This is a genomic window from Pseudonocardia sp. GCM10023141 (assembly GCF_042653605.1).
On the sequence record NZ_JBHSIR010000087.1, the window covers coordinates 80,582 to 99,144 of the forward strand.

The 18,563-nt window shown below is 68.9% G+C and carries 20 protein-coding genes; 5 read left to right on the forward strand and 15 right to left on the reverse strand.

The window, feature by feature from the left end; translation table 11 throughout:
* The first annotated feature begins 323 nt into the window (after positions 1-323).
* The 4 genes from ACFPFQ_RS47005 to ACFPFQ_RS47020 are packed head-to-tail and all read left to right on the forward strand — an operon-like array spanning position 324 to position 3,542.
* Positions 324-695, forward strand: coding sequence for a plasmid mobilization protein (locus tag ACFPFQ_RS47005; protein WP_379629820.1), 372 nt, complete (start codon positions 324-326; stop codon positions 693-695).
* Positions 692-2,131 carry a relaxase/mobilization nuclease domain-containing protein gene (locus ACFPFQ_RS47010; RefSeq protein ID WP_379629821.1) on the forward strand — a complete coding sequence of 480 codons (1,440 nt, stop codon included), beginning with the start codon at positions 692-694 and terminating at the stop codon, positions 2,129-2,131. The genes ACFPFQ_RS47005 and ACFPFQ_RS47010 overlap by 4 nt, the downstream gene beginning before the upstream one ends.
* A gap of 56 nt (positions 2,132-2,187) precedes the next feature.
* Positions 2,188-2,757 carry a hypothetical protein gene (locus ACFPFQ_RS47015; protein ID WP_379629822.1) on the forward strand — a complete coding sequence of 190 codons (570 nt, stop codon included), beginning with the start codon at positions 2,188-2,190 and terminating at the stop codon, positions 2,755-2,757.
* Positions 2,754-3,542 carry a hypothetical protein gene (locus tag ACFPFQ_RS47020; protein WP_379629823.1) on the forward strand — a complete coding sequence of 263 codons (789 nt, stop codon included), beginning with the start codon at positions 2,754-2,756 and terminating at the stop codon, positions 3,540-3,542. The genes ACFPFQ_RS47015 and ACFPFQ_RS47020 overlap by 4 nt, the downstream gene beginning before the upstream one ends.
* On the opposite strand, the gene ACFPFQ_RS47025 is transcribed toward ACFPFQ_RS47020, so the two are convergent.
* The 12 genes from ACFPFQ_RS47025 to ACFPFQ_RS47080 form a co-directional block, all read right to left on the reverse strand.
* Positions 3,491-4,102, reverse strand: coding sequence for a prepilin peptidase (locus tag ACFPFQ_RS47025; RefSeq protein ID WP_379629824.1), 612 nt, complete (start codon positions 4,100-4,102; stop codon positions 3,491-3,493). The genes ACFPFQ_RS47020 and ACFPFQ_RS47025 overlap by 52 nt on opposite strands.
* Positions 4,099-7,305 (reverse strand): LysM peptidoglycan-binding domain-containing protein, encoded by a 3,207-nt coding sequence (locus ACFPFQ_RS47030; protein WP_379629825.1) that lies wholly within the window; start codon positions 7,303-7,305, stop codon positions 4,099-4,101. The genes ACFPFQ_RS47025 and ACFPFQ_RS47030 overlap by 4 nt, the downstream gene beginning before the upstream one ends.
* Positions 7,302-7,775, reverse strand: coding sequence for a hypothetical protein (locus ACFPFQ_RS47035; RefSeq protein ID WP_379629826.1), 474 nt, complete (start codon positions 7,773-7,775; stop codon positions 7,302-7,304). The genes ACFPFQ_RS47030 and ACFPFQ_RS47035 overlap by 4 nt, the downstream gene beginning before the upstream one ends.
* Entirely contained in the window at positions 7,757-8,206 is a 450-nt protein-coding gene (locus ACFPFQ_RS47040) for a TadE/TadG family type IV pilus assembly protein (protein ID WP_379629827.1), read from the reverse strand. The genes ACFPFQ_RS47035 and ACFPFQ_RS47040 overlap by 19 nt, the downstream gene beginning before the upstream one ends.
* A complete protein-coding gene (locus ACFPFQ_RS47045) occupies positions 8,203-8,625 on the reverse strand; it encodes a TadE family protein (RefSeq protein ID WP_379629828.1) in 423 nt (140 codons plus the stop codon). The genes ACFPFQ_RS47040 and ACFPFQ_RS47045 overlap by 4 nt, the downstream gene beginning before the upstream one ends.
* An 11-nt stretch (positions 8,626-8,636) precedes the next feature.
* Positions 8,637-8,765: a hypothetical protein gene (locus tag ACFPFQ_RS47050; RefSeq protein WP_379629829.1), complete on the reverse strand. Its 129-nt coding sequence runs from the start codon at positions 8,763-8,765 to the stop codon at positions 8,637-8,639.
* Between the two features lie 135 nt (positions 8,766-8,900).
* Complete coding sequence (locus ACFPFQ_RS47055; protein ID WP_379629830.1) at positions 8,901-9,464, reverse strand: hypothetical protein; 564 nt, start codon at positions 9,462-9,464, stop codon at positions 8,901-8,903.
* Between the two features lie 317 nt (positions 9,465-9,781).
* Positions 9,782-10,717 (reverse strand): type II secretion system F family protein, encoded by a 936-nt coding sequence (locus ACFPFQ_RS47060; protein WP_379629831.1) that lies wholly within the window; start codon positions 10,715-10,717, stop codon positions 9,782-9,784.
* Positions 10,714-12,120, reverse strand: coding sequence for a CpaF family protein (locus ACFPFQ_RS47065; RefSeq protein ID WP_379629832.1), 1,407 nt, complete (start codon positions 12,118-12,120; stop codon positions 10,714-10,716). The genes ACFPFQ_RS47060 and ACFPFQ_RS47065 overlap by 4 nt, the downstream gene beginning before the upstream one ends.
* Positions 12,117-12,863 carry a hypothetical protein gene (locus ACFPFQ_RS47070; RefSeq protein WP_379629833.1) on the reverse strand — a complete coding sequence of 249 codons (747 nt, stop codon included), beginning with the start codon at positions 12,861-12,863 and terminating at the stop codon, positions 12,117-12,119. The genes ACFPFQ_RS47065 and ACFPFQ_RS47070 overlap by 4 nt, the downstream gene beginning before the upstream one ends.
* Positions 12,864-12,868: 5 nt before the next feature.
* Positions 12,869-13,504, reverse strand: coding sequence for an SAF domain-containing protein (locus ACFPFQ_RS47075; protein WP_379629834.1), 636 nt, complete (start codon positions 13,502-13,504; stop codon positions 12,869-12,871).
* Between the two features lie 844 nt (positions 13,505-14,348).
* Positions 14,349-14,849, reverse strand: coding sequence for a hypothetical protein (locus ACFPFQ_RS47080; RefSeq protein WP_379629835.1), 501 nt, complete (start codon positions 14,847-14,849; stop codon positions 14,349-14,351).
* Positions 14,850-15,088: 239 nt separating this feature from the next.
* Here ACFPFQ_RS47080 and ACFPFQ_RS47085 point away from each other — a divergent pair, with 239 nt between their 5' ends.
* Positions 15,089-15,979 (forward strand): bifunctional DNA primase/polymerase, encoded by an 891-nt coding sequence (locus ACFPFQ_RS47085; protein ID WP_379629836.1) that lies wholly within the window; start codon positions 15,089-15,091, stop codon positions 15,977-15,979.
* A gap of 72 nt (positions 15,980-16,051) precedes the next feature.
* Here the strand turns inward: ACFPFQ_RS47085 and ACFPFQ_RS47090 are convergent, their stop codons facing one another.
* The 3 genes from ACFPFQ_RS47090 to ACFPFQ_RS47100 all read right to left on the reverse strand — a co-directional run bounded on the left by ACFPFQ_RS47090 (position 16,052) and on the right by ACFPFQ_RS47100 (position 17,880).
* Complete coding sequence (locus ACFPFQ_RS47090; RefSeq protein WP_379629837.1) at positions 16,052-16,372, reverse strand: hypothetical protein; 321 nt, start codon at positions 16,370-16,372, stop codon at positions 16,052-16,054.
* On the reverse strand, positions 16,356-17,138 hold the full coding sequence (locus ACFPFQ_RS47095; RefSeq protein ID WP_379629838.1) for a GGDEF domain-containing protein: 783 nt from the start codon (positions 17,136-17,138) through the stop codon (positions 16,356-16,358). Before ACFPFQ_RS47095 ends, ACFPFQ_RS47090 begins: the two co-directional genes overlap by 17 nt.
* A gap of 481 nt (positions 17,139-17,619) precedes the next feature.
* Positions 17,620-17,880, reverse strand: a complete 261-nt coding sequence (locus ACFPFQ_RS47100) for a hypothetical protein (RefSeq protein ID WP_379629839.1) — start codon at positions 17,878-17,880, stop codon at positions 17,620-17,622.
* Positions 17,881-18,563 lie beyond the last annotated feature (683 nt).

Here is an 18,563-nt window from a genome sequence, read left to right on the forward strand (position 1 = left end):
GGTCCCCTGCCTGCGGCAATACTAGGACGATTGATCCCCGGGTGTCCGGAAAAATGAGGACGCGCTCGCGCGGTGAGGGGCGGTGGCCGCAGTTCATTCGGGCTGAACCCACTGAAGACGCAGCAGCGAGATGTGCCAGAAGCGATGCTTCTGGCTGGGCCACGAGGGCGTGGCCGGGCTGCGGAACGGGGGCGTTCCTTGATCGAGTCCCAACGTCGTCGGCGCAACGCCGTGCGCACGAAGGGCGGCGTGGTCGCGCGTGGTCGCTCTCAGCTCGACTCGTGACCACGTGAACGCCAAGCCGATCTGCTGCAGTGTCCGCCATGAGCGTGGGCAGCGACGGTCAACCTGCCGGTCCGCGACGTCGGGTCCGATCCGATGTTCCGCGGCGCAAGCAAGTGGTCGTCAGATTCTCCGATGAGGAGCTGGCAGCCGTGCGGGAGCGTGCCGCGCTGTCCGGACTCGCGGTCGGGGCATGGATCGGGCAGATCGTGCTCGACGTCGCAACGGGTGGGGCGCAGATCGCTGTCGGACTTCCGGATCTCGTGCGACTTCATGCGGACGTGGTGGCGCTTCGTCACGCAGATGGTCACCGGTCCGAACTCGACGACGAGCAGATTGAGCACCTGCTGGATCGGCTCACCTCGGCGATCGATGTCGTGGTCGCCGAGCAACTCGCTGGTCGGCGGCGGTGATCACGAAGGTGGTTGAGGGTTGGCGGGTGGGCGGGCTGATCGCCTACCTGATGGGGCCGGGGCGAGCCCAGGAGCACGTGAACCCGCGGGTCATCGCGAGTTGGGACGGTCGCGACGCCGCGTGGCAGCCGCAGCAGACCGGGCCGACGGAGTTCGACCGTGAGCTGGGTCCCTTGATCCGGGCGCTACGGGCACCAGCGGTCGCGGCTGGCCTGCCGGAGCAGGATGCCGGCGGGAAGCGAGGCTACGTGTGGCATTGCTCGGTGCGTCTGGCGGCCGCGGACCGGGTCTTGACCGACGGGGAATGGGCTGAGATCACCCGGGAGCTGTTGCACGGTGCTGGCGTTGCGACGCGTGATGACGTCGGTGGGCCGCGGTGGGTAGCGGTTCGGCACGCTGACGACCACATCCATATCGCCGTCGTGCTGGTGCGGCAGGACACCTGCCGGCGGTTCTGGCCCTCCCACGACCGTAGGCGGCTTCGGACGGCTGCGAAACGGATCGAGCGACGGCTCGGTCTCACATCGACAGCGCCGGCGGACGGAACGGCGGCTCGGGCGCCCCAGCGTGGCGAGATCGAGAAGGCGCGGCGCCAAGGGCGTGAGCCCGCCCGGCTGGAGCTGGCGAGGGCCGTCCGGACGGCCGCAGTCGCCGCAGCCGACGTCGAGAGTTTCGTTGACGAGCTGCGCGGCGCCGGATATCTGGTGGAGGTTCGGCGTGCGCCCTCGGGGGATCCGCTCGGCTACAAGGTCGCCCGAGCCGCCGACGTCACCGCTGCTGGAGTGCCGGTGTTCTACAGCGGCAGCAAGCTCGCGCCGGACCTGTCCCTGCCCCGCCTGCTGTCCGGATGGGCGGCAGCGGCAGAGGGTTCCGACGCTACCGATCCAGTACGGATCGCTCGAAGACGAGTCATCGCTGCGCGCAGCGTGGTCAGTAACGCGAGGCGTCGTCACGGTGGCAACAACGAAGGAGTTGAGGACGTCGTGCACGCCGCGAACGACGTGCTGACCGCGATCTCTGGCTGGTCTGCCGATCTCGGCACCGGCAGCGAGCAGTTCACGCGGGCGGCGCGTCCACCGCGCGGGACCCGCACAACACCCGGACCCCGAGCAGCCGGGCTCCGCCGCGTCGCCCGTCAGCTCGTGCGTACTCGGCGGATGCCTGGGGCGCGTGACGATCCCAACTCGGCCGCAGTTGCGCTGGTGGTCGCCCTGTCGACTCTGATCCGCGAGGTGGCTGCGTGGCAGCGCGACAGCGCGCGGGAGCACCAAGCGGCTGCTGCGGTCGCCGCGGCGCACAGCCTCGACCGGTGGACCATGAATCGCGTGGCGAGCGCCGCCACGGATGGGCAGCTGGCACTCGACTACGAACCGGCAGTACGGCGACCACGCATCGACCACGCGGCGGTCGGACCATCCAATCCGCCAAGCGGATGACGCTCATGGCGCCTGCGACGGAATGCCCGTCACCAGGCGGAGAGAGGAGCGAATACATGACGGAGAGCGATCGTCGAGTCTCAGTCGTGACGTTAGCCGGACCGCAGCACACTGCAGTCGAGGCCAATCGGCCTGGTGCCGCCAGCGCCGTGGTCAGTGTTCGGATCGGCGCCGCCACGCTCTACACCTACGACCCGCACACCACGCGCGCGCTTCTCCATACCTGGCAGCTGGCGGCCCGAAAGGCACGCACGCTCCCTATTCGCTCCGACTCCGAGACCATGATGAGGGTGGCCGGTCGATCGGAGCCCGCAGTGAGGCTGCACGCCGTTGAGTGTCCGACCGTCTGGTCTCGGTTCGACGTCAACAGGCGTCAACTGCAGATCTGCATCGGCCGACTTGTCTTCGAGGTCAAGGATCACGACGCACTCCGCACGACCCTGCTCGCGTTCCGGAATGCCGAGCAGATTGCCCAAGTAACCTTCGCCGCCTCGAACCAGGAAGCTCCCCAGAGTGAACCGAATTCGCCGAACCGCGGGTGTACTCATCGCGGCACCGGTGCCGTCGCAGCAGCAGGTCGTGTGCCGGCGGCAGCACGGATGACATCCGATGGACGGCAACGATGACCGCCCCGGACTATCCACTCCTTGCGCTGGGCAGCTACGAGACGTACCAGTTGGCCCACATCGCGACGTACATCGCGGAGCGACTGTCACGTCACCGGCGCTCCGGTAAGGGGCGCGAAGGTCGGACGGCGCGGACCGAGGCCGTCCGTGATCTCGCTGGTGCCGCTACCGCTCTCAACAACGCGACGGGCACGACCACCGCGGACGCCGATCTGCCGAGGCCGCTGGACCGCGAGGCGTTCGCTGCGGCGAGTGAGTTGCTGACCAGCGGACCGCGCACCGCGGACGTCGTGTCCATGGCGGGCATGGGCGAGTCGGGCTGGGCCATCGTTGGACACGTTCCCGGAATCGGCGCCGTGGGTGCCCGCGTCGGAACCGAGCAGATGGCTGAGTCGTTGCGCACCCACTTCCTGACCCGTCCGACCAGTGAGCTGGCAGCGTGGGCGGTGACCGACCAACCACAGAAGGTCCCGACCTTGCCTCGCAGCGTTGACCTTGCGGCGTTCGTCGAGCATCTCGACGTCGACAACGCCAACGATCGTGCGGTGGGCCGGAACCTGCGAGGGCAGAACCGCCGCACTGACGCAGCGATTCGCGGTCGTTTCGCACATGTCGACCTCGATGCGCCCGCCGTCGTCGTCCCAGCTCAGCAGGCTCCGCCTGCCACCGCCGAGCGCCCGAAACGTCCCGCGATACGTCGCGGGCCGGTCCGAACGGCAGCGCGGATGCGGATTCAGCGCCCGAAAACAGCACCCACCGTGCCGAATACGAGTGCTGGGCCATAGGGCACCAGGTCAACGACCTTCGAGCGCCTTCCGACGGTGAGGACGATGGCTGTGCCGAGGACAAGCAGCGCGATGTTGCGCACGCCCACGATGACGGCATCGAAGTGGTCGAGGACGATGCCCAGGGTGGGGGCGAGTTTGACGTCGCCCCACCCGATCGCCGCGCCGGACCACGACTTGACAAGCAGCGCCAGAGCGGCGCTGGCCGCCGCGACGCCGAGCACCCGGATCGGATCGCTCCTCGTCACGGACGAGGCTGCCAGTGTCCCGAGCACAAGCGCCAGGGTCAGCGGATCGGGAAGGCGGCCCTCCTGTGCGTCCACCACCGCGGCGGCTGTCCCGACGACGGCGAGCGGCAGCAACACGACCGCGGGCGGTGTCAGCAGCGCCGGGCCGATCAGCCACGCCGTCACGCCGCTAGCGAAGACGGCCGAGATCCGCGGTACGCCACGCGGCGCGGCGCTGAGCGAGGTCCGCCGGACAAGCTCCATCGCGACCAGCGCAGAGAGCGCCACGAAGATCGCCCGCGCTGCCACGCTGAGTACTGCTTCGGTGATCACGAGCGAGGGCGCCGAGGACCCATCGGCAACAGGTCGTGGAGCACGACGTAGCTGTCCGGGGCGAGTTCCTCCGGCACGTCGAAGCCGCGTGCGTCGAGTAGAACCGCTGCATACAGCTCAAGCTCCGTCTGGTTGTCCTCCGCATGCGCGATGCGCATGAGATCCGTCAGCGGGCGGTCGTAGGCGACGTCGACATCCACGAGGCGGGCGTGCTCGGCCGCCCACCGCGCGGTCGCGGTGTCGTCGGCATCGAGTGCGATATCGACGAGTTCGTGCGCGGCGTCGATCAAGAAACCCGGGATCTGAAGGTCGTGGCGTTGCTCATGGTTGTTGAGCCAGGCGTACCCGCCGGGGCGGAGAGGGGTCAGGACGGGGCCGCGGACGAGGTCCAGTGCCGCCGTGTAGTCGGCGGTGGCGCCGGAATGGCCGGCGGCGTGGCGGGCCTGTCCGCGCTTGCGCAAGCGCCGGAACAGGTCCCAGTCGAGAAGGTGACCACGAAGTCGATAGATGCTGTCGTACTGCATGTCGCTGACGAACGCCGTGCCCGGATCGCCACCCAGACCGCGGCCGGCCCAGCGGCGGGCGCCGTAGAAGGCATGTCGGACGGTGGCCGGGCTGATGAGCTGTCCCTCCGGCCAGAGGTCGGTAACCGCCTTCGACGGGCTGACGCCCGCCGGATGCAGGCTGAGGTACACGAGCACCTCGGCGAACCACGGCAGCCGCGTCGTGGGCACCAGCCCCGGCGCGCGTACGAACGGCTCACCCAGGATCGCGATCAGCGGGACCGGTGGTGTCTCATCGCTGAGCCACACTTTCAGGTCCTCGTCGAGGAGCGGGTCCTGGAAGTCGACGATGGCCAGCCTTGTGGCGCTCTCCGAGGACACGACCGGCTTTCGCGGTTGTGGAAGTTCGACATCCGGCAGGTCGTCGCCACTGTCCGCAGTAGTGGCGACCTCGCTGTGCTCGTCTCCGCCCACCGATTCGTCTGGCGGGTCATCGCTGAGCCCACCGTCGTCGTCCATCCCGTCAGCCCAGGCATGTGCATCACCGGCTTTGCCGACTGGTTCGGCTGGCGCCGTCGTCGTCGCGAGAACGGCGGCCAGATGGGTACCAGCCGCCGTGGTCAGTTGCGTGGCCTGCCACGGGCCGTCGTCGACGTCAGCGAGTTCGAAGATCCCGTCCTCGGTGATGACGATGTCGGGGGCGGCCGGATCGATGACGACAACGGCGGTGGCCGTGCCTGGTCGGTGCTGCGCCTCCAGCTTCCGCAGCTGCTCTGGCTCGTTGTCACCGGGGCCGACGAGGACGATGGTCGGCAGCCACGAGTCGGCGGCGATTCCCCGCAGCCGTCCCTCGACGGCCGACGACAGCTGATGCTCCTCAAGCGCCCTGACGGTAGCCGCGGTGCGATAGCGCAGCTCGTCGCAGGCCGTGCCAAGGTCCGTGGCGCGGAGACGGTCAGGATCCAGCGCAGTCAGTTCATCGCCCATCCCAACGAGCAGGATCTCGCAGTCCTCCGCCATCGAGCCCGTGGCGAGTTCTGCGGCGATGTGGCGGAGCAGTGCGTGGCATCTCGCCGGGTCGCCGCCGAGATGGAGAACACCGCGACCCTCCAGGTCGATCATGAGGGTGCGGACGTCGTCGGTGCCGACCGATACCAGGGTCGGGAACGGCGCACAGTATCCGGCCAGCTCCTCCGCAGGGGCCGGCAGGTCGGTATCGACATCCAGGCCCCACATGCCAACGTCGCTGGTCTCGAGGAACGGCGCCGGAAGCTCACCCTCGGCGGTGGCGAGGAGGACATCGGCGTCGGTCAGCCGAACGGAGTGGATCTGCGTGACCGGCCGCTCCACGGTGAAGTCGGGATGCGTGTGGGCGCGTAGCGCCAGGTCCAGACGTTGTGCCGCGCTCTGCGTGTCCTCCGTGGCGGGGCCGGGGTTGGTCATGGACCACTCGGCCCGGCCGACTTCGTCCGATGGCACGGTCACCCGATGCCGGAACGGACGATGTCGTAGCTGTCGACGCCGCCGAACCGCGAGTGATGCGATCACGCCGCTCGCGACGAGCGCAGACATTCCTAGCGACACCGTGCTCCATGCAGGCTCATCGGTTTCGGTGCGGGTTTCCGGTTCAGATGGCGGACGTTGCGCCGGTGTCGGCATAGGCGAGCTGGGAGCAGCTGATCGTGATGTCTCCGGCACGCCGGACGGGGCGTCTCGCTCCGGAACGCCCACGCTCGCCGACGGTCGCGATGCCGCGCTCGGCGCCGCTGGTTCGGGGGTTGGTTGAATCGTCGTCGGCGGCGGCCCGGGTGCTCGCGGCGAAGGCAGCGCCACCGCGGGTGGTACAGCAATCTCCTCGCCGTCGGGTCCAGGAAGGCGCAAGATCCACCCTGGGCGGATCTCATCGGGGTCGGTCAGGACCGCGCCGCCCGGTTGCGCCGTGGTGACGTTGGCGCGGAAGAGGTCTGCGGAGCGGCCGGGATCACCCAGGTGCTCAGCTGCGAGGTCCCACAAGGTGTCGCCGGGCTGCACGGTCAGCGTGTCGCGAGCATCGGCGGGCAACAGCAGACGCCATCCCACGGTCAGGTCCGATGCCTCTGTGAGGCGGCCACCGTCCGGCTGGATTCGGCCGACGTTGAGTTCGAAGATCTCACGCCAGCGCATCGGGTCGCCGAGAGCGACCTGCGCGATCCGCCACAGCGTGTCCCGGTGGACGACCAGGTGCACCGGACCGTCGTCGGCCGCGTGTTCGGAACGGGCGGGTTCCGCCGCTGCCTGGGGGTGCTCCACTGGCGAGACGGACGTGGTCGACACCGCTGCAGGAGCGGCGACGGCCGGTGCGGCTCCCAGCATCGCGGCGACCAGCGCTGCCGCGATACTCCGGCCCCACCCGAATCCTGGAACGGTGATCCGCGGTGCGGGTCGACCGGCAACGGTGGCGACGATCTCACTGATGATCGAGATTGTGAGGATGAGCCATGCGCCGACGCCGACGATCGCCAGAAACCCCATAAGCAGCGTGCCGTCATCCGGTCGCAGTGTCAGGTCGATCAGTGAGGCACCCTTCGGCAGCCCGATGGCGACCAGCTCGACGATCACCATCCAGAGCAGGATCGGCACACCGACGACGATCCCGAGGACCACGGCCCCGGCGAACATCGCCGACACGATCCTGGTGGCCACGCGCGCAACGAGGTTCATGGCGGGTCTCCGTTCGGTGCGATCGGGACAAGTACGGCGTCGGCTTCTCCGGTGCTGGTGATCGACGGGCGGCCGATGAGCCCGAGCAGCACGGTCGGTCGGGTAATCCGTGTCTCAACGCGGATGTGCTGTCCGCTCAGTAACGTGACCGTTCCCTCGACGCCGGACGCGGCAAGATGAGCATTCGCTGCGGCCACTGCGCCGCGGGGATCGACGGTCGTAGTACCGCCGCGGAGTGCGGCGACATCCAGGACCTGACCGGCTGCGCGAGCGGCTTCCTCGGCTACCGCATCAGCGGTAGCGAGGCCCTGCGCGGCCCGCGCACCATCGATTCCGAGCCCTATCGCGACCAAGAGCGCGAGGGCAGCGATCGCCATCGGTGCGCTGACCGCGCCGCCGCCGCGCTCGCGCTGGAAGGCATCATCTCGTTCGGCGGGAACAGCAGCGTTGATCACGACCGTTCCCGCCATCGATCGATGGGACTGATCGCACTCGCTTCGACCACTGGTCCGCTGCGGGCACCGGGCAGACCGAGATCGGACCAGGCGACGACGCAGCGAACTGTTGCGCGGACCGAGGCGGGGGTGCCCAGTGGGGCACCGAATTCGGCTGTACCGACCGTGATGCTCAGCTCGGTGCAGGTCAAGCCTTGATCGGCGAGGCTGTCGTCGGCCGCGGTGCGCGCGGCGCGCTCCGCGTCTGCGGCGGTCCGATGCAGCGATGCCGCCCTGGCAGCGGCCCGAGCGGCATGGTCGGCTCCTGCTTCCGCGAGAACGAACCGGCTGCCCGCGATGGCCAGCAGGATCAGTAACCCGAACATGCCGACGAGCAGGGCGGCCTCCACTGATGGACTACCGCCATGCTCGCCGGAGTGACTGTCGAGGCTGTTCGACTGGTTCATGGGGTGACCCGCTCCATCGGTGCGACCGCCTCCCGTTTCACAGTCAGCGGAACTCCCGGGACCAGTGAGAGTGCGGAGCCCGTCACCTGAACCCGCAGATTGCCCGTGCCGCTGTCGACCTCGGCCGTGACCACGACGTCCGTCAGGACAGTGCCGCTCGCCCGCGCGAGGAAGCGTTCGGCGTCAAGACGCGCGGCCGCGATGAGCGCTGCCTCGACCGGAGCTGCTCGATACGTCCGGCCCGACCGCAGACCGTCCTGCGCCGCGGTGAGTGCGAGCTGACCGGCGTAGGCCACCAGCGAGACCTGGATGACACCGAGGATCATCACCAGCATGGCGCTCCAGAGGAGTGCCAGCTCAACGCTGGTGGCGCCACCTCGCTCGTGCTCGGCGAACAGCCCGTTGGTCAGTGTGGTCACGGCGGGATCCCCTACTCCAGGGCGCCGAGCTTGTTGGCGACGAAAGCGCCGACTCCGACGGCGATGGTGCCGGCGATGACGGCTCCGGCGCCGATGTGCAAGCCCTCGTCGGAGTTGCGACCGCCACCCCGTTCGTCCATCGGTTCCCAGGTCGCCGGGCGGAGCCGGACGACTGTTGTCCAGATCAATCGCTGTGCGTGGGCGACCGCTCGGCTCGCTGGGCCTGTTCCCGCCGTGTTCGGTTCGGACATGGTCATCTTCTCCTCCTGGTTGTGTCACGTCGACGTGCTGAGCAGCGCCGTTCCGGCTGGGTAGAGCACCCATGCGGCGATGATGAAGACCTGCAACGCGCCAGGTGTACTCATCTGACCGCTGGCGCGATGAGCATCGGAGTGCTCATCGGCGAGCAGTTCGTCACGCAGGCTCTCGGCGCGGGCGAGAAGCGTGCCGACGACTGCGGAGCCGTCCTGCCCGGCGGTGGCGGCGATGGCGGACAGGTCGGCGAGTTCGGTGACCTGGATTCGATCGCCGAAACGGCGAAGGCCCTCCCACGGCATCAGCCCGGCCTTCTGCGCCAAGTCGAGTTCGTCTCGAATGCGCCGCATGGCCCAGCTGTCGGCCAGGAGCTGTCCGGGCAGGGTCAGGGCAGCTGCCACGCCTGCGCCGCCACGGCGAAGAAGGCTCACCTGTTGCAGGTACGCGACGAGTGCGGAGCGCAACTCGTCCCGGGCGTTGTCCGCGCGGTCCCGGACGTTCCGGGTGTAGGACGTCCAGCCGACCGATAGGCCGACAGCGGTCAGGGCGACGGGGACGACGATCGGCATCCCGGTGTCGAGCACGGTCAGGAGCGTGGCGAGTACCGGCCCCGCCACTGCCAGCCCAGCAGCCGAGCCCGCGGCACCGAGCAGGAAACGGTCCCGCCCGAGCCCCAGCAACTCGAGGTCGGACTGGCTCGCGGCGACAGGCAGGCGGCGCAGCAGCGGAAGCAGCATCCGACCACGGCCAGCCGATGGTTGTTGCGGAGGTGGAGGGACACGCTCGTCGAGGGCGATCAACGCATCGGTGAGCGCAGGATGGGTCCGCGCTGCCGCTGTCAGCCCCACCGCTATCGCGAGTCCGACCAGCCCACCGCCGACGAGGACGAGCAACGCCGCGTTCACGACTGCCGCCCCTGCTGCGCCAGTGCATTACCGAAGAACCGCGGGGCCGGCGTCCCCAGCGACAGCCGACGCATCCACACCAGCAGGCCTGCGGTGCCGATCAGCAGAATCAGCATGACGATCTGCCCAGGCATCGTGCTGTAGGGCGCGGCGAACGTCGGGACGATTGCCAGCAGGACCAGCACGCCGCCCTGAATGATCAGCAGGAGGCGGATGGACTGTCGAGATTCGGCGCGAGCCGCCTCGATGTCACGTCGAACCCGGACGTCGCGAGCGACGCCGTCGGCGAGCTGGCGCAACACCAGTGCGACGCCACTGCTCTGCTGGTGCAGGGCGAGCAGCAACGCCGCCGCAACGGTGTCTCCGGCCCGGTCGTCGACGTCGTCCGCGAACCGGCGCAACGCCGCGCCGTGGGCGTCGGGGCCGTCACCGTCGCGGAGATGCTGCGCGAGCGTGCTGACGGCACCTGCGATGGGCTCGTCGGCGCGTGTTGCAGGCGTGACCCCGTCGAACATCGCAACAGCCTGGGCGAGTCCGATTGCTCCACCACCGGTCAGCGTGTCCGCCATCCGCCGACACCAGGCTTCCAACGCCTCAAGCTTCTCGATGCGCTCGCTGACGATTCGGCGCGAACCAAGGAGCCACGGCAACCACAGCCCCGCCGCCAAGGTGGCGATTCCGGCAATCGGCCAGCCGGAGACAGCCCAGATCGCGGTTGCGAGGACTCCCCACACGAGCACCCGTTGCCGTCGAACACTCGCTGGACGGCTCGGATCTCCGGCCGCGGCCCACATCCGACGAACGATCACGCTTGCCCGCGACGCCGGAATCGCCACGGAGTCGTTCGCGTCCCCACGGACACCGATGACCACGAAGATCGCGGCCATCAAGCAGGCTGCTCCGGCCGCGACCGCGAGTTCGCCGGGAGTCATCGCGTCCACTCCTCCGGTCCTTGGAGGAAGTCGAGATCGATCCCTGCCTCCTCGAAGGGGCGCCGCTGCTGAGGCAGCAGGGAGAACATGGCGCGTGGGTCCGTCGGCGATGGCGCGAAGGTGCGGTTGAGTGCGACGCCGCCGTTCTCGCCGATGCCCGCGACCTCGGCGACTTCAGCGACGAAACGAGCCCGCCTACCGTCGGGCAGCGTGGCATGACGGAGATGGACGACATAGGCGATGCCCTGCGCGGCCAAGCGTGTGACGAAGGCGTCCGACACTCCTGATCCCGCTGCCTTCATCGCCGCGGTGACGACGCGCTCGAACGCGCCTCCCGCCGATCCGGCGTGCAAGGTGCACATCGACCCGGGCATCCCCGCGTTCATGGCCTCCAACATCGGCAGAGCCTCCGCACCGCGGACCTCTCCGATCACGACCCGCGTGGTGGACATCCGAAGCGCCTGATTCAGGAGGTCGGTCAACGTCTGCTCACCAGCCGGACGGCCGGTTGCCGTGTCACGCTCGGTCGAACCGGCCCGACACTCCGCCGCCCACAACAGCGGATGCTCCATGGGCAACAGGTGCAGGTTCAGCTCGAACTCGGTCTCCAACGTCGCGAAGCGCTCCTCAACGCCGATCTGGCGGCTGAGTGCCCGCAGCAGCGTTGTCTTCCCGCACGCTGGCATGCCCGTCACCAGGATGGAGCGCCGTGCCGCTACGAGCGCCGCCAGGAAGCGAGCCAGCTTCCCCGAGAGCATGTCGCGTCGGACGAGGTCTTGCAGACGGACGTCGACGAGTCGGTGCTTCCTGATCGTCACGATGGGCCGCGGCACGACCTCACGCATCGCGGCCAGCCGTGAGCCGTCCGGAAGCTGCATATTGAGGAACGGCTGGGCCGGTGAGAAGGCTCGTTCGGAGCTTCCGTGATGTGCCGCGATGTGCTGGAGCTGCGCAATCAGGTCGGCGTCCGTATCCGCCACCGGCGTGTCAGCACGCCGGACGGAGCCGTCGGTCATCCGCATCACCGGTATCTCGCTGCCCTTGATGTGGATGTCCTCGACGTCGGGCACGTCAAGGAGTTCCTGGATCCGCCCGAGGCCCCACAACGCGTTCTCGACGGCACGGGCGACGGCGCGCTCCGCCGCGCCGTCCAGCTGCGATTCACGACTGACGGCACGGCGGGTCGCTTCGCTGTGCAACTCGGCCTGCACCCAGGCCAGGACCATTTGGCGCTGGTCAGCCGGTGTCAGCGGTTGCGACTGCAGCTCCTCTGCGAGGCGTGCGACTACTGCGCTGTGGACCCGACGAACGACGTCGCGGTCAGGTGCGGCAGCGTTCGCGATCCGCCGGTTCGACCGTTCGGATGTACCACGTCGTGCTGCGCCGTTCACGCCCTGCGTCATGCCGCACCCCGATTCACGATGTCGAGCGCTGCCAGCTTGGGCACGAGATGGCGTGCGTCCCGCTGCAACAGGCTGCGCCGGAACCAGCGTCCCGGGGGGTCCCCGTCACTCCACACAGCCGCCGCACGCGGATCGTGCGACATCTCGCCGAGTAGCGCCGTTCCGCACGCTGCGGCGATCTCGGCGGACGAGTACGGCTCGTTCGGCCCGACGACCAGCACGGACAAGCGAGGATCGTTAGGAGAAACGGCCAGTTCCTGGCCCAGTGACGGCGCGACGCGAACCGCTGCCCGGACCGCCCGCAAGGACGACTGCGTGACCAGCACGAGCGCGTCGCAGCAGCGAAGCAGTCCACCGATCCCGTCGGCGACGGCGTACCTGCCGCAGTCTGCGACCACATCGGCCGCCCGCAGCCGTCGCAGTTCGTTGCCGATATCGGTCCAGGGCAGCGTGGCCGCCTGGCCCACGCAGCCAAGCCCGGCAAGAACGGGTGGAGCCCAGGGCGCAGGTTGATGTGCCCGTCGACTGAGAGCTTCATCGATCCCGACTGATCGGAGGTCGGCCACCGCCTCGGCCAGCCCGGCGGAACCCGGCCATTCTCCGCCGGCCAGTCCGGCACGGACGTCTCCGCCGAAGGGGTCGGCGTCCAGCAGCAGGACGGCTCTCGGCCACACCGAGGCGAGAGCGAGTGCCGAGGTGGTCACGCCTGGGCTGCCTTTGGCCGACACGAGCCCCACCAACATGTCGATCACCCCCGCCCTACGAGAACGACAGCGACCTGACCTGAGGATGACGCCAACGCCAACTCCTCGGCGTCAGCACGCGGTACGAGTACGTCGACCGTCGCTCGTCCGCTGACGTCCGGATTGCTCGCTCGAACCACAGTGGCCTGCCGGGCTGGTTTCCCGCCGCCGAGGACGACGAGGACGACATCGCTTGGAGCCAGCGGTGTAGACGGCACCCGACCTGCCTCGACGGCCAAGCCGACGACGGCGTCACCCGGTGCCGGGATGCGATCGGTGGTGACGGAATCCGGCGTCAGCACCTGCCCCGCACGAAGGTCGACGGCCGCCAGGCGTCCGACGACGGTGTGGACGTCGCTCCACGCCAGTGTGGCAAGGCCAGTGTCGATCGGGAGCCGCACTTCCCGTACGTCCGTGAGCTGAACGGTGGATCCGAACGGTAGGGCTCGGGTGAGTGCGACCACGCCCTCCCGAGCGAGCGCGACGCGGTAGGCGTACGACGAGAGCAACATGCCGAGAACACCGAGCAGAACCGCCAGGATCAGACGTCGGGAGGATCGGCGTCGCGGCAGTGTGGGCGCGGCGCGACCGTTCGTGTTGTTGCTATGGCGCTCCGTCGCGGATGGAGCGGTTGCGATCATCGCTGTGCACCTCCGACCAATACCTGTAGTTCGCCGATCGGCAAGGCCATCGCGGTCGAGACCGCCACGCTTTGGGCTCCCCCGACTGGGACCCCTCCGCTGAATCCCGACCAGTTCACCGTCCATATGCTCGTGGCCGTCACGGTCCACATACCTGTTCCACCGGTCCGCTCAGGCAGCGACCGCAACGAGTAGGTGTAGCCGCAGTCCGGGGACTCCCCGACCTGACCGGTCCAGGGCGTGCCCGGACCCGCGCAGCGGACAGATTGGCCAGGTGGACCCATCGTCCACTCCACCGCCGCCAGCGTTCCGGTGGCAGTCACACGAGCGCCGCCTGCAGTGGCCGTAGCCGATAGCGGCCCGGTGGAGGCCACTCCGTTCTCGATCCATAGCCAGACGGGGACCCCGACGTAGCCGTTGCCCGTCACTGACATGCGCGGCACTGGCTGCTTCAGAACCAGCTCGTCGACTGCGCGTTGGGCCAGCACGGCCACCGGTACCGCTGCGGCTACTGGAGCCGCGGCGACCGCCGCTGCAAGTCCGTTCGGGATCTGGAGTTCGGGGGCGTCGGCCAGCACCCACCCGCCGTCGCCCAGCGGGCGCGCCACCATGGGGCGGGGCGGGGCCGGCGGGGGCGGGGTAGCAGCCGGCTTTCCGGCGGGGCGCGGGCGGCGGCGTTCGGACGGATCGTCGTTGCTCGGTGGACTTGCGAGTCGGCCGGGATCGACCGCGATCACCAGACAGCGACCGTGAACGCCGACGACCGCGCATCCGGCTGGCTGCTCGGTCGGCTCGGCGACCGTGATGAGGGCGCCGGCCATCGCGAGACCGGTGGCGATGGCCGTCAGCACGGCTCATCCAGTGAGGCCTCGATGCGGTCGACCAGCCATTGATCGCGCTTCGCAACGATCTCCGCGCGGTAGCGGTACCGCTGCACGCGATTGGCAAGGTCGTCCAGAACCTCCCCGGTGCGATCAGCCACAAGCCGCGAGTCGCCCAGATCAACGCAGTCGACGACGTTGATCCTCACGTCGGTCACGTTCGACACGGCGGGGGATCGCGATACGGCGCCGACGGTGTGCGCGGGGAACTCCGCATAGCTCCGGACCTCGGTCAACGTGGCTTCAAGCGCTGAGCCGGTCGCGACGGCGGCGAGGTCCGCCGCCCAGTCACGCGATGCAGGGCTCGCGAACGCCGCTTGCGACACCGACCAGAAGCTCTCGTAGGCGGCGAGTGCGCGCTGCTCCGGACCGACCGACGTCGAACCGGCACCGGCGGCCGGGCCGGAGCAGCTCGCGAGGAGCACCGCGGCCAGCAGCAGCCCGGAGTGTCTGGGTGTGGTCACCGAATCAATCCTCCGTTCATGCACAGAGCGATGGTGCTGTCGGGCGTGGTCGATCCGTGGTCTCCCGTGGCTGCCCTGCTGTCGTCGCGTGGTCGCCCGTTGTTCATAGGGGTATCAGCGAGCAAGATCGTTCGTGGTTGATCAGTGCAACGGTCGCCCATTCGGAGTAACGGGTGACCACGGAGTCGCAGTTATCGCGCGTCAGCGTCGCCTCATCCGCCCGAGGCGAGGAGATTGACATGGCACACAATGTCCGACTGATGCTCTGCGCTTTGAAGCTCGCCGAGCGTGGGATGTCCGTGTTCCCACTGCATCCGGGCAGCAAGACACCGGCACTCGCCCGCAACTGGGAGGCGCAGGCCACGACCCATGTCGATCAGATCGAGCGCTGGTGGATGGCGGCGCCGTACAACGTGGGCGTCGCCACCGGTACCTCCCGTCTCCTGGTCGTCGATCTCGATTCGCCCAAGGAGCATGGCTCAACCGGCGCGCCGCACGGGCGACAGGTCCTCCACAATCTCGCGCGCGAGCACGGCGAGACGGTTCCCCGCGAAACGTTCACGATTGCAACTGCCGGTGGCGGGTTGCACCTGTACTTCGAGGCGCCTCGCGAGCCGACGAGCAACAGCGTCGGTCGGCTCGGTCCACATATCGATACTCGTTCCCGTGGCGGATTTGTCGTCGGGCCGGGGTCCACTGTGGGTGGGAGGCGGTACCGCGTGATCTGCGACCAGGCGCCCGCGCCAGCGCCGGACTGGATGGTCAAGGCGCTGCGGCCAACCGTCCGTCTGCCGCTCCCGTGTCAGGCCAGCGACCTACATCGGGGCGTCTACGTTCGTGCGGCGATCGACGGCGAGACCCGCAACGTCGACGAGGCGCCCGTCGGTCGACGAAACCACGTTCTGTTCGTCGCTGCGGCGCGCCTCGGGCGGTTCGTCACCACCGGCCAACTCAGTGCCCACGAGGTGCACACCGTGCTCGCCACAGCGGCCGATCGTCATGTCGGGACAGAGGGATTCACGACCGAGGAAGTTCGGCGGACCATCGAGAAGGGGTTGCGCCGCAGCACGTCGACACAACCGGGACACCCAGCGATCAGAGCACAGGGCTCGCCGCCGCTCACGAGGTGAGCAGTCGAGTGGGCCCCGACGTTTCGATCGCCGAGGTGCTCGCCGACCGGGTACCGGTGACGCTGACCTGTGTTAGTCGGCGGGGTCACCGGCGGCGTGTTGCGCGTTGAGCGCGTTGGCGGAGTACAGGCTGTTGGTCAGGTCGCGCATGGCGGCGACGGCGTTGAACTGGTCGGGATGGTCGGCGGGTCGCAGCCCGCGGAGCTTGAGGTCATCCCACAGCGCGTCGACGTACTCGGCCAGTTCCTGGCGCGCCCGCGCCTGAGCAGCACGTTGTGTGGTGGTCAGCGTTGCGAGGCGGGCCATGTCGTGTCGATAGAAGTCGTCGGTGAGCTCGCCCGCGGCGCTCTGGTGGCGGCACTCGTCGAGGGAGTCGTCAGCAGTGGTCGACATGTCCGGTGACGCTACGGGCAGCTACCGGTCGCCCGAGGCCGTTCGGGAGAACTGGATGGGTCTCGGGCCGAACTGCGCGCGGAAACTGGGCTTGCACCGTCGAGTACCGCCATCGACGTCGTCTGCTCCGAATCGCGGCCGTCTGCTCCGAATCGCGGCCGTCGTTGACGTACACACAGTTGCGGCCGGCCTGCTTCGCTGCGTACATCGCCCGGTCGGCAGCCGCCAGCAGTGCCGCGACGTCGGTGTCGCCGCCGCGGTGCGACGTGACACCGATTGACGCGGTCAACCCTGGCAACATGACACGTCCACTCGGGGTAGCGATCGGAATCTGTCGCTCAGCCAGACGTGCCCGGATGCGCTCGGCGACGTCGTATGCGGCGTGGGAGTCGCGGCCGCTGAGCAGCACCACGAACTCATCACCACCCCAACGGCCGACGACATCTCCCGCGCGCACCGTGGTGCGGATCGTCGAAGCGACCGCAGAAAGAACCTGATCGCCAGGCCCGTGCCCGTAGGTGTCGTTGACGGCCTTGAAGTTGTCGATATCCAGCATCAGCACGGCGTGCGAATCATGGGACCTGACCCCATGCAGAGCTGCCGCCGCTTGCGGCGGCCACGCATCGCGGCGCAGCACGTGCGTCGTACGGTCGATTGTCGTGGCCGCCAGCAGAACGCTGAGCGTGCGAATCACGACAAACAGCGCCAGGTCCGGTCGAGTGTGAACACTCGCGCACACACCGCTGGCACGTTCGCCTTCCGGCATTGGACGCGCGTTGTGGACCGGGTGTTGGTTGCCGTTCCAGCAGCGGCCCACGCGGTCCCACGGCTTGGGAGGGGTCTCGTGCGGGACGGCGAGGGCGCCCTGGCTGCGCCAGCCGCCGCCGGCTACGCGCTCCCAGCGCAGGAGCGCTGGGTCTTGCCCGCACATGGCGACTGCCGCCACCAGCTCGGGGCCGGGCTCCGGATGGTGAGAGGGCAGCCAGTACGGGCCGTCCGGCGGGTCGACCGAGAGGTGGCAGCGGCACAAGGGGCTCATTGCGGCGCCCGTCGCATCCAGGGGACGCCGGGGACGCGGCCGATCCGATGCTTGCCCCGCTGGGGTTGACGGGGAAGAAAGACCCCCAGCAGGACCGCCACGCTACGGGTTCGATCGTGACAAGGGACGCCGTGGCGGATCGGCTGCGCGCCGCCGCCCATCATCGCGACGCCGACCGTGCTCGCGCTGGCTGAGCCCCAGGACCAGCTCACCACTGGCACCGCCGCCCGCACGGCCGCGGGAACAGGCCGACGAAGATGTCGTTCGCCACGGCGGTGTCCCAGTCGCGCACCGCCTCGACCGGCACGCCAGCGCGGACCGTGGCCACCCATGCGGCCGTCCGGCCCGAGCTGCTCTCCGCGGTCATGTCGCCCCAGTAGGCGCGCGCCGCGTTCACGTAGGTCGCGCGGAGCTGCTCGACGTTGCTCGTCGTCGCTGCCCGTTGAACGGCAAGCACCCGGTCCTTCATCGGAACCCTCCGCCCTTGAGTGAGGTTGCAGTCGCCCCGCTTGCGCACCACCGCGCATACCTGAACGCCGCTCACCGCGGCGGGATCGGCTCCCGGACAGACTCGAGTACCACCCGCCATCCCGGAAGTGCTCAGCGAGCGCGAGATGCGGCACCAGGTGTTCTCTGCCGTCCAGGGGTGCGGCGCCGTGATCGAAACCGCATCTTGCGTCCGCGTACACATATCCGGCTCCCTGCCTGGGTACCGGCTGGTGCGGGGGACGGGGGGGATCAACCCCGCACCAGCCGGAAGCCTTATCGCCCCGAGCCCAACGTCGAACGTCCGTGTCTCCAGGACGTCATCCGCGGCGATCGACGTCACGGAAACGGGTCTCGAAGCCGAGCCGCGGTCGTATCCGCCCGGCGGCGGGATGGGATTCGCTCCGCCGCCGGGCGGGCTTCTGCGCGGGCGATCGAGGCAAAGCTCGCCCGCAGAGTTCGGGCGCGATGCGATTGGCGGCCAGTCGTCCGATCGCAGGCCGCGACGTGATGCCTGGCGACGGTACGGGCGCGGATGTGACTGAGTGTTCATGCTCGACCTTCCGGCCACGATGTGCGGCGTTGCCGCCCGTCCGACAGGCGGTGAGGCGTCCTGACGTGCCCGGATCCCGCGATCCGCCAACCCCGAGCCGTACCGTAACATCA